This window comes from Paenibacillus sp. YAE3 (assembly GCF_057546105.1).
Genome location: NZ_BAAIYF010000029.1, coordinates 1 through 9,312, shown reverse-complemented (window position 1 = coordinate 9,312; position 9,312 = coordinate 1). Strand labels below are relative to the sequence as shown.

Genomic DNA, 9,312 nt, shown 5'->3' with positions numbered 1-9,312 from the left:
AACGTACTGCAAATACCGCTGATGATCAGTTAAAGTTATGTTTCTGCCCTTCTGATCATCAAACATTGCAACTAGGTATGCCAGCACTTCCGATTCGGATTTTAAGCCCAGACTTTCCCGAATTGCTTCGATTCCAGACTTAACCGGCAATGCAGCCTTGATGTTTTTCCTTGTTTTATCCTGTTCCCTAATGGCTACAAACACCTCCTTTCAAATTACAGATACAATATCATACAATTTATCTATTTTCAATATTTTTGTATCTATATAACGACTTTTTGTATCTAATCATTATTGAATATTAATATTCAAATCTCCTAGTCCGCCCCGACATATGTACAAAATATTTCATTTGGTGAACATGTCTAGCCGCCCGATCCCCAAATCTGGCCATTTTCAGCCCTAGCAGCCAATTAGCCTGCCGTGGAACAATCAATTTTTTAGTCTGTTTTCTAAAAACAAAATCTCTTGTTTTCTCCGGATTGCTCCGGATTTCTTCTACATCGGAGTTTGTATCTCTTCTGCAGTTCCTAATAATATTGTGTTTCTAACTTTCACCTTTTTAAGTCCAAGTTTTTTAGCAGCTATAAATTTAGCGTAGCCATCAACGATAAACCATTTATCATCCAAAATTTTTACATTTATTTCCTCTAGTTCCCCATGTGAATGATAATACTCCATCGCTAATTCGACTTTAATAGGATTCGGCTCCGTAAAAAATTCAAGGGGTTCGAGCTCATCTACAGAAATCATAAAATACTGATCTATTTGCCCATCAACACGATAGGAATATCTTTCCAACTTAGCTGATAGGTCCCGTATCGTAGCCTTATAGTTAGCCTTTTTTAGACTATATATTTCACTAATCTCTTTAATTTTTTCCTTAGCAAGGAATAACTGTTCTCTCAAATTTTTTCTCCCCAAGTTCATATCCAACGGAGACTCGGGGTCATTAAGCAACTGAATATTATGAGCAATAATCCCAATGTCACCACTCGCAACCGTTAAAGGCAAGTCCAATACAGGAACACCGTAAACTTTGATCAAATTACCAACTATTTTAGAGAAACCTTCTTCCAAAGAAACTTTAAAATTTTCAAAAAGGAATTTTTTGTATATTTTCCGTTCTAAAATAATAGAATACTGAATAGGCTGCAAAATAATATTTTTTAAAAACTTACCAGGATATCTATAGAAAGATGCTGGATTCGATTTAACCACCATCTCAATGCAGTAGACTGTGATGGTATTAAGCTGCTTTTCTGTTACTTCCTGAATCTCACCAATAACTCCAATTTGCGTAGACATAAAAACCTCCACACCATCGCCTGTAATGGCCTTATTTTCGTTTCTACGCCGTTTTCCTTGTTATACTTGCAAAGATACCAACAACGAATAAAAACGGCGATTTAGGGCAGTTATGTTCGTCTGACGACGCGAATAGACACTGATTGTGTCTCCTGAGCGATTGCAAAACTTTCGTACTCGAACTGATCCATATGTTTTGATCCCCTTTTTAGCGCGCTGTTGTTCTCTTCCTCGATCGTTGCGCCTTATACTGTTTGATTGCGTCTTTGTAGCAGATCTGAAAGAAGCCCACTGGATTTTGGATATCCATGGTCATGGTTATGCCTTCCGGAACGGTAATGCGACAAGCACGGTTGAAATAGAGTTCACAAGCAATACGTACTACTTCGGGTGAAAGTTGATTAGGGAACTGGTTCAGCAGCATGATATAAATTTCATTTATGTATCCTGTTCCCAACGGCATTCCCTGTATGTAGCAATTTTTAGGTACTTCAGTTTGTAATGTATCGTAAATTTCATTTGAGACAGACTCGGATTCTGAACCAACGGCGATTTCTGCCGGGGGGCTCATACAATCAATCATATTTAGATCATTCTTAGTACAATCATTAATTAGTAGTGGCGGGTTTTCCGGCGTCGGTTTTCCCGTCGACGGATTTTCCGTCTGCGGTACATTTTCACCGTGAACGGATTTTCCGTCTGCGGTTATCTCTTTAGTGTCATCAAGGGTTTCTGGACGTTCATATACGATATATTCCATGTGGCCAAAGCTTCCGTTTTCCCCTCTGATCTGCCGTCTGGACAAATATCCAAACTTCTCTAACTCGCGCAAACCGGATCTAACTGCATCACGCCCATCAGATGCACGCTTGATTAGATCGGATTCGTAAACTTGCCAGTCATCTGGTTTTGAAAGAAGGTAAGCCAGCAGGCCTTTAGCTTTCCAAGATAACCGTTCATCGTTCAAACCATATTTATCGATCATGACATATGGATTTTCTCGTTTGCTTGTCCGAATGATGGTATTGGTCTTTTCATGCATTTTTGCCATTAAAAAACACTCCTCTACGTTTAAAGTCTAAAATATCAACCGGAACAATAAATACACGGAGTTGGCCGTCACCTTGCATGTATTCGCTCTTTCACTCATCTCTTGAACACCCTCCAATAATTTTTCTTGGAAACCAAAAAGGCCCCCGATCCACCAATAATGGAATCAAGGGCCCTCTACATATATCTCAAATACTATTGAATTCATCGCCTGTATACAGTAAAATTGTATTCAGTGAAATGAATGCATATAGTAATCGGTAACACTGAGTCAATGTTTTGCGCACCTGTTTCGCCGAGTGGTGTTCGGTCAAACAGCATAGGGCCTAGGAAACCCTGCCGTGAAACGTTGGCTTTTTTATTTTGTTGAGAAAATACTACCATAACTCTAGCAGAATTTACTAGACATCTTTTTGGCAAAACTCAGATCGAGTCAACAATATATTCGAACATTCACCAGGGAAAAACCAATCATGAATTTTGTCTTCCTTCGCTGCAAAACACATAGCCTAATTTCTTCTCTCTCGCTCGCTACCTGGGATTATGCCTACAACTCTCCATTCGCAACAATCCAATTAACCGTTCAAGCACTGGTGTCATATTTCCCTTCAAAAATAAACCAAAAAAAATTTTCGAATAACACAAAAAAAGCCGGCCGGCTATTCCATCCCGTGCGACTTGTTTTATAAAATCTATTTTCCGAAAATTCTCCAGAAGAACGGCTTTCGCCGCTCATTCGACGCTGCAACCTGTTTCTGAGCTTCGGCAAGTTGGCGACTTAATTCCTCCACTTCTTTCCTCAGAGCTTTCACATGACTAACCGTTTCCGTTATCCGTCCGTCCTGTTCGTCCATCCGTTCTTTATGTTCAGAAATCCTCTCGTCATGCCGGTTTAAACGATCCGTCTGCTTTCCGATCTCAATAACAGCCTGTCCCATTGTTTGCATGACCGTAAGCAGTGTATCCCTGGCATCAGCCTGACTCAAGGCTCGCTGAACGCCTTCTACCGCATCTTCAATCGTAATTGGAAACCCCTTTTTGGAAAGTAGCTCCATGATTTGAGGCTTAGTATAGTTCTGCTCTCTCATATCCTGGATAGCTTTTAGGACATCAATCGCTTCAGGACGATAGTATGTAACAGCCCCCTGCTTTACTACCGGTATATACATATGAAATTCCGTTACCCAATCAGAAACTGTACTTTTGGCCACTCCAACAGCATCAACAAGATCTTTTTTTCTGAGTAAACGATCCATTCGTTCTCCCCGTCCTCCTCCGTCCGTCCGCCGTCCAAATAGGACGGAGCCTTATAAATACTATCCGTCCTCCATCCGTCCTTCCGTTCTTCTATTTTCGATATGATCTATTTCGATCCCTGCTTTTTATTTACAGGATGAGCATTATTTTTTTGATCCGCTCTCTTAATTATGGCCTGCACTCCTCGTATAAGTTTCATAGAGGGTGTTAAAGATCCCATTGAAATGCTTCTAATGAACGTGTCACAAACGGACCAGCATTTCGATATTAGAGGGTTAAACCAGGTTCGACACAAAACCTGTTAAATTTTCCTGCTCTCTTTCTTATAATGCATACATCCAAACAAATATACGGGGGTTTAATCATTATGAAAAACAGCTGTACCAGGCCGTCCCAGTCCAGTATACTCGCTATATCAAACACGCCAGGAAGGAACGTAACCTTGGAATCATATCATATCGATATCAACGCTACAGACATTCAAACCGTTGGAAAGCTTAATCTTCCGAGCATTAAAAAACTCACAGGTATTGACTTTCCAATCGCAGAAGTACAAATCTACCCTGGTGCTATTCGGCATATTAAACGAAAGCATCCAGGCATAATTGAACTTCATGGCCACTTGATTCCTGACATGATTGCCAATCCGGATTATGTTGGGAAAAATCCAACAGAACCAAACAGCATCGAACTTGTTAAAATCGTTACGGATACCTTGTTATTAGCCATCAAATTAGATCCGTCGGGATACCTATATGTATCATCCTTTTACGACTTAAATAACGCTGCTGTTAAACTACAAAAACGACTGAGAAGTGGCCGTTGGGTTCCTTTTCAGCCGTAGTCCTTGGGACATTTCTGCCCACGTAAAATCCTGAAATGTCCCTTTTGCATGGTTGACTATGACGTATAGTTTCTGTATGATAATTTATGTAGCACACCGAACGAGTATATGACATGAAATTTCTATTGTTTGACTACACTATGAATTAAGGATCATTGAGGTGGGAAAGGTTCCCCACGCGCTTACCGAAAGGTAAGTTACCAGAGATCAGGATACGCCGCCCTGCTTTGATCCTAAAATGAGGGACCCCGAAAGGGGTCCTTTTTGCATAAGATTGAAAATCGAAGGAAGGTGTCCTTCTAACTAGGCGTTCATATTTTGATTGTAAGGCCACTTTTCGAGGGGACTGGACTTTTATAAGGACAATAAGCGAAATGCCCCTTATATTCAATTTGGGGCTTTCTGAGAAGGGATGGAGGAATAAAGGATGCCTACTCAAAAAATAATAATTTCCAATACGAAGGATGTAATGAAACTTGCAAAGAAAGCATCAAAAAAATATAGAAAGACCCTGGATAAATTGGCCAAAAGTTAATGATCCGGATAACCAATTTATTTTAAGCAGCTGATCTGCAGGTGTTGTTTACCTTGCAGTGCAGCTGCTTTCCTTTTGCCCGGCCCAATACGCCGGCAACCAGTATTATCAGTTCCGGGATCAGTTCCCCAGATCTTCTCTGTTTATTCGAAATCTGAAAAGCCTTGATACACAAGGATTATAGATTTTTATATACCCTGATAACCCCCGGGAACTGATCCGGGAACTAAAGAAACGGGGCCTTTTCGGCCCCGTTCTGCAGCTTATTTTACTCTTAAATTCTGAACATCGTCGTACATACTGCCCCAAATCTCCACTTTCTTCGTAATGCATGCTGTCAAGGCATTCATCCCAGCTGCCGATGTTGAAATAACTACCCTGTACTCCCCATCCGGTGCATTGACAGATGTAAGATACTTTCTTTCCTTATACACCTCTCCGGATTCAGCGGTGATTGTCATTACAGGCAGCTCCCAGGTTGCGGAATTCCTGTCTCCACCTGTTTTTTCTAATTTGATTTTCTTTTCGAATTTCCATTGGGAATCATAAATACTTGCATATACTTCATCCGGACCATAATACTTCCCTCCGATCGGCTTCGCCGTTCCTTCCAGTCCTTTAGGTACCTTCGTTTCCCAATCAGTACTATATTGCGTGGTAACTTTCAGTTCAAATCCATAGCCGGCACGAGTAATCTGATTCGGATTCTTTCCGGCTTTTTTAGCATACGGGATGATCTCCCAGGATCCTCTGCTTTCCCGATCTGCTGCTTTTTGCCGACCTGGACTAGTTGCTATCCCCTGTTTCGTGTTCACCTCAGCATTGATCTTCAGCTGCTCTTGGTATTGAACGTCTCGAGTCTCCCATATCGGATCGCTATAGTCGGTATACGTTTCGGTAGATGTATGCGTCTTGCCGGCACTGTCCGTCCAGGTTACCGTTCTCGTTTTCGTATGATAGCCCGTAATAAGTGGATACGTCACTTTCCAGCTGCCATTAACGGCCGAATTATTACATTCGGACCCGTTCCCGCCGCCGCTGCCGGCAGCCGTCACGCTGCAGCCGGTTGTGGCCACGTTATTCGACCGGTCTTTATCCGGCTTTTCCCTTTCTGGATCCACGTGAACTGAAATGTTGTGAATGCCCGCGGTATTGCCTGTCCAAGAGAACGGACCGACGGTGATTGATTTATTCATCGGCATGGACTTCCGGACTTCATAAATTTTGGTGTCATTATCATAAAATCGGATCAGAACATTGCTTTGATCTTGGGTTCCTTCATTCTTCACTTTTGCCGTGATATTGGACTTTCCGCCTTTTTGGATCGAACTTGGCGACGCTGTGACCGACTGGGCAATCAAATCGGACTGGGGCCCTTTCCGTTCGATCTTCCATTCCCCATGAATATTATTGTTTTTGTATGCTTCCGCCGGCGATTCTAACGCCCGATCCTGATGATCCGGATTGTTGACCGTGGCGTCCACCTTGATATAGTAATTTCCTGGCGCATCTCCAATTTCAATTTTTCCTAACATGTAGTTAAATTCTTGGCCATCTTTAATGGTTGCCGGCAGCTCCTTAAACATCGATGGCAAAGAAAACTCTGCCGTGGTCGCCCCGCCTATTTTAACCGCTGCAGTCATTGGCATGCCGCGGTCACTAATATAATTTTCTCGAGTGATGTCTTCGCCCTGATGACGGAACTTCACCCATAATTGGCCGCCTTCGGTTAGGGACAACTTAAAAGGCTTGTAATCGACATCTGCTTTTGGCAGCTTAACCGTTTGAATCACGGTGCGTCCATACCCATCGTCCATCACTACATCGATTTCATTGCCTAATGTGGCGAATAGCTCCTTATAATCGACCTGCAGGGAACCGCTATAGGCTTCCTCTGACGTGTTTATCAGATTTCCGCCTGTAAGACTCACCACATTCGAAAAGTCCGGGAATGCCCCCTTTTTGGTCGCTACAATGCGTATGTCACGTTGGCTAACTCCATAGGCAGAATAATCAACGCGCAGTTTTCCGCTGTTAGCCGCAGCTTTCATTTCTGGCCACTTGGACACCTTATAGAGAGCCTGACGTTCGCCGCTGCTGATTTTCTTGGTTTCAGTGAACTTGATGCCCATTCGTTGTACGATGCCTGATGTCCGCAAAAACCAGTCACTTCTTACTCTATAGAAAAAAGGATTTCCATCTTTAAATACAGGGTCATCAGCAGACTTGATAAAGGAGTTCCGGAAATAGGAACGTTGCTTTGCTCCTACAGTCTGATCGATCATAATAGCATCAAACAGATCACCTAAGGCTGCCTGGCTTTTGTGCACCAACCCGAACCCGTTTTCCTTATCAAAATTCGGGTCATCAGCCTTTTTCTTTACGTTGAAAACATCGTAGTTATTTATCTTCGTAGATTTACCACCAGGAAAATTGAATATTCCTGTCCATCGAACCAATTCCCAAGGACGGACAACCGTTTCATCTAAAGCCGGTATATATCCACGTAAATTAGTATCACTTTCTCCATAATTCCATCCACCAGTAACATGCTTTTTCAACATTGGCTCTGTGCCAGCTGCAGAAGCAGCTAGCGTAGAACCAAACATCATCAATAACAGAATAAAAATTATAACCTTCTTCATTCTCTCAATCCCCCCTCATCACAAGGATTGAGCAGCTGCAATGACTTCTGTCAGCGTTCCGGCCGTACCCACAGATTTACCATTTTTAACAAAGCCATGTTCAACAACAACGTCACTGGTTACACTTACAAATTGCCCTGCCAAAGCTTCATGTTTTGTATCTAGGAATAAACCGTAACCTTCGATATAGTCTTCTTTTGCATAGATTTTTGAAAATGAAATAATACCGGTTCCTGCCGGATACGTGTACTTTTTGCCTGGCGTTAATTTAACAGTTTTTTGATTGCTTTCATACGTTGCATACGAATCCTCCGGCACAGTAAATGTAACCTGGCCATTGGCATACTTTACATTATTCTTGAACAATGCTTTACCCAAATCTGTCTTCTCTTCCCACTCAAACGGCTTAAAGAATGTTCCAGGCTTCTCCGGAGTAACCACCGGTGCTTTCGGATCGGCCGCGCCGGTAGTGATCGTAACCAAATACTTAATTTGGTTCCAATCCACTTTGGCGCCCAAGGCTTCCGATACAAACCGCAATGGTACATAAACACGGTTCTGCTGCAGACGAGCCGGCACATCCAGCAACAACTTATCCTGGTTACGGGTAACGATCGCACTGTTCACCTTCATGCTGATAGTCTTTCCGTTTTGTTTAATCAAAACCGTCTTGTCTTTGTAATCCACTTTTGCGCCCAGAGCTTCGGAAACAAAGCGAACTGGAATCAAGACGCGGTTGCTCTCTACATAAGGCTTTGCATCCGGAAAATTAACGTTTTTTTGATCGACCGTTACCTTTACAATTTTTGTTACTTTTACGACTGGCGCCGCAGCTGCAGCCGTGGCCAAAATCGAAGTAGATGCCATAATTACACTGAACATTAATGCCATAAATGGTTTTTTCATTTCTACATTTCCCCTTTTAATTAATCGCATAAAATACATCTCTTAATCCCTAAGGTTAGCACATTTTACCAATAAAAAAGTTCTAAAATAGTACCAAAAAAGTATGATTTAAACGGATTGCCCAATAAGCCGAATCGCTGTAATAAATCCATAATCCTTAACAACGTTAATAGCTTGTCTGAATCCGACTTCATACAGCTCTTCGGATGTGCCGACTACGATATCTAATAAAATCTCTTCCAAGGAAAACAGATCTTCCTGCAGATCCGGATGCTTCGAACGAATATTCTCCAGCATCATGCTAAAACTCTTATACAAAAGCTCCTTTTTCTGTTCAAGAGCCTCTACTGCTTTCATCGACAAATCACTCATACTTTGATTTTCCATAACCTCTCATCCTCCTTGAAATTTGGGTAAATAAAAAAGCTGCAGCCAAGCAGCTGCAACTCCCGTTCTTCTCCCCAATCTCAAGGCAGAAATTTCCTGACTGCAGCAAGATTGCAATACAGTAGGAAATCCACTAGGATGTTAGTGGGAAAGAACGGTGCATAGCTCTGGACCTTTTTTCCTTTTTTAGCCCCATTTGGTGTTGGCGCACCGGATGGGGTTTTTACTATTCGCTTTTCTTATGTGCTTCCTCAACGTACTGCAAATACCGCTGATGATCAGTTAAAGTTATGTTTCTGCCCTTCTGATCATCAAACATTGCAACTAGGTATGCCAGCACTTCCGATTCGGATTTTAAGCCCAGACTTTCCCGAATTGCT

General features: G+C 42.1%; 7 protein-coding genes. 1 reads left to right on the top strand and 6 read right to left on the bottom strand.

Annotation, left to right across the window (positions count from 1 at the left end; genetic code table 11):
* Nucleotides 1-498: 498 nt before the first annotated feature.
* The 3 genes from AC27KL_RS27970 to AC27KL_RS27960 form a co-directional block, all read right to left on the bottom strand.
* The gene (locus tag AC27KL_RS27970; RefSeq protein WP_487171796.1) at nucleotides 499-1,308 is read right to left on the bottom strand and encodes a hypothetical protein; all 810 of its coding nucleotides are present in this window, start codon (nucleotides 1,306-1,308) and stop codon (nucleotides 499-501) included.
* Between the two features lie 208 nt (nucleotides 1,309-1,516).
* Nucleotides 1,517-2,359: a helix-turn-helix domain-containing protein gene (locus AC27KL_RS27965; RefSeq protein WP_487171795.1), complete on the bottom strand. Its 843-nt coding sequence runs from the start codon at nucleotides 2,357-2,359 to the stop codon at nucleotides 1,517-1,519.
* A gap of 691 nt (nucleotides 2,360-3,050) precedes the next feature.
* Nucleotides 3,051-3,614, bottom strand: coding sequence for a MerR family transcriptional regulator (locus AC27KL_RS27960; RefSeq protein ID WP_487171794.1), 564 nt, complete (start codon nucleotides 3,612-3,614; stop codon nucleotides 3,051-3,053).
* A 443-nt stretch (nucleotides 3,615-4,057) separates the two neighbouring features.
* Here AC27KL_RS27960 and AC27KL_RS27955 point away from each other — a divergent pair, with 443 nt between their 5' ends.
* Nucleotides 4,058-4,459: a PBECR3 domain-containing polyvalent protein gene (locus AC27KL_RS27955; protein ID WP_487171793.1), complete on the top strand. Its 402-nt coding sequence runs from the start codon at nucleotides 4,058-4,060 to the stop codon at nucleotides 4,457-4,459.
* 798 nt (nucleotides 4,460-5,257) lie between these two features.
* On the opposite strand, the gene AC27KL_RS27950 is transcribed toward AC27KL_RS27955, so the two are convergent.
* The 3 genes from AC27KL_RS27950 to AC27KL_RS27940 form a co-directional block, all read right to left on the bottom strand.
* Complete coding sequence (locus tag AC27KL_RS27950; protein WP_487171792.1) at nucleotides 5,258-7,639, bottom strand: CARDB domain-containing protein; 2,382 nt, start codon at nucleotides 7,637-7,639, stop codon at nucleotides 5,258-5,260.
* Nucleotides 7,640-7,657: 18 nt separating this feature from the next.
* Nucleotides 7,658-8,545, bottom strand: a complete 888-nt coding sequence (locus tag AC27KL_RS27945; RefSeq protein WP_487171791.1) for a copper amine oxidase N-terminal domain-containing protein — start codon at nucleotides 8,543-8,545, stop codon at nucleotides 7,658-7,660.
* A gap of 108 nt (nucleotides 8,546-8,653) precedes the next feature.
* Entirely contained in the window at nucleotides 8,654-8,932 is a 279-nt protein-coding gene (locus tag AC27KL_RS27940) for a hypothetical protein (RefSeq protein WP_487171790.1), read from the bottom strand.
* Nucleotides 8,933-9,312: the final 380 nt, after the last annotated feature.

What these genes read in the sequence shown, in the direction of transcription:
- AC27KL_RS27970 (WP_487171796.1), bottom strand. Translation starts at nt 1,308, where the DNA reads ATGTCTACGCAAATTGGAGTTATTGGTGAGATTCAGGAAGTAACAGAA.
- AC27KL_RS27965 (WP_487171795.1), bottom strand. Translation starts at nt 2,359, where the DNA reads ATGGCAAAAATGCATGAAAAGACCAATACCATCATTCGGACAAGCAAA.
- AC27KL_RS27960 (WP_487171794.1), bottom strand. Translation starts at nt 3,614, where the DNA reads ATGGATCGTTTACTCAGAAAAAAAGATCTTGTTGATGCTGTTGGAGTG.
- AC27KL_RS27950 (WP_487171792.1), bottom strand. Translation starts at nt 7,639, where the DNA reads ATGAAGAAGGTTATAATTTTTATTCTGTTATTGATGATGTTTGGTTCT.
- AC27KL_RS27945 (WP_487171791.1), bottom strand. Translation starts at nt 8,545, where the DNA reads ATGAAAAAACCATTTATGGCATTAATGTTCAGTGTAATTATGGCATCT.
- AC27KL_RS27940 (WP_487171790.1), bottom strand. Translation starts at nt 8,932, where the DNA reads ATGGAAAATCAAAGTATGAGTGATTTGTCGATGAAAGCAGTAGAGGCT.